The organism is Actinoplanes sp. KI2, assembly GCF_025630775.1.
In the GTDB taxonomy this organism is placed as follows: domain Bacteria; phylum Actinomycetota; class Actinomycetes; order Mycobacteriales; family Micromonosporaceae; genus Actinoplanes.
The window spans coordinates 1-1,449 of the sequence record NZ_JAOSZE010000114.1; the positions used below are offsets into that span (position 1 = coordinate 1).

A 1,449-nucleotide genomic window follows, 5' to 3' on the forward strand; every position below is an offset into this window, starting at 1 on the left:
GGAGTTTCAATGATCGAGTCAAGCCGCGTGCGCGGTGAGCGGTGGTGAGGGATGGAACTCGCGGCCGTCGCGCAGCAGTGCCCAGATGACGTCGATCAGGCGGCGGGCCAGGGCGATCAGGGCTTGGGTGTGGAGTTTCCCTTCGGCGCGTTTGCGCTGGTAAAAGACGCGGGATGGGCCGTCGGGTTTGATCGCGGACAGCGCGGCGAGGTAGAACACTCGGCGCAGGCCGCGGTGGTAGCGCTTGGGTCGGTGCAGGTTGCCGCGCACGCGTCCGGAGTCACGCGGGACCGGGGCCAGGCCGGCGTAGGCGGCCAGCCGGGCCGAGTTGCCGAACGCGGTTTTCAGGTCGCCGCCGGTGTCGGCCAGCAGTTGGGCGCCGAGGATCGGCCCGAACCCGTTGACGCTGGTGATCCGCGCCGCGTGCGGGTGCTCGCCGAACGTGCCGGTGATCTGCTTGTCCAGGTCTTTGATCTCGCGGTCGAGGTCGAGCAGGTGGGCGGCGAGCCGGGCGATCAAAGGTGCCACCGTGGTCTCGGTGGGCAACGTGATGGTCTGCGCGGCCGCCGCGGCGAGGGCTTTGTCGACCATGACCGCGATGGTGTTGGCGCGCACGCCGCCGGCGTTCAGATGCCCGCTGAGTCCCTCGGCCCCGGCGGCGCGGATACCGGCCGGGGTCTGAAAACGGGTCAGCAGCACCAGCGCCGAGCGGGTGGAGTAGTCGAACGCCGCCTCCAAAGCCGGGAAGATCGAGGCGAGCAGGTCCCGCAGCCGGTTGACACCACGCACCCAGTCACCCATCAGGTCCTCGCGGCGGGCGGTCAGCACCCGCAACTCGACGACCAACGCATCCGGCTCGCTGATCGGCGTCAGGTCGTGCCGCAGTCGGGCGGTCTCGGCGATGGTGAAGGCGTCCTTGGCGTCGCTCTTGCCCTCCCCGGCGAACGCTCCGGCCATCCGGTTGACCAACCGGCCGGGCACGTACACCAACTCCGCCCCGGCCTGACGCAGCACCGCCAGCAGCAGCCCCGCGCTGCCGGAGGTCATGTCCAGCGCCCACCGCACCTGCCCGGCGGCCTTGCCCGCCCGGGCGATCAACGCCTCGATCTCGGCCTGCCCGTTGGCCAGCCGCTTGCTGAACACGACCTTGCCGGTCGCGTCGACCGCGCACGCGTGGTGATACGCCTTGCCGACATCAATCCCGACCCAGACCCGCTCCCGGACCTTCACCGGCCCGAACCTCCCCTATTCCCGCTCGACCCCGTAGATGGCACCGCCGGCAGCTCCATAAACAGCGACCAACACGCAGATCTCAATCAGCAGCCAGGCCATCGGCGACGGCAGAGCGGCCACTCCTCGGAAACCACCACGGGCAAGAACCGATCAGCCACACCCCACCGTCCCGGGCACCCGGAGCATCCACCCCGGACGATCAACAATCTTATGGAG

1 protein-coding gene is annotated in these 1,449 nt (G+C 69.4%); it reads right to left on the bottom strand.

Annotated features, from left to right (window positions below; genetic code table 11):
* Positions 1–18: 18 nt before the first annotated feature.
* The gene (locus ODJ79_RS46490) at positions 19–1,230 is read right to left on the bottom strand and encodes an IS110 family transposase (protein WP_263030172.1); all 1,212 of its coding nucleotides are present in this window, start codon (positions 1,228–1,230) and stop codon (positions 19–21) included.
* Between the last annotated feature and the right edge of the window lie 219 nt (positions 1,231–1,449).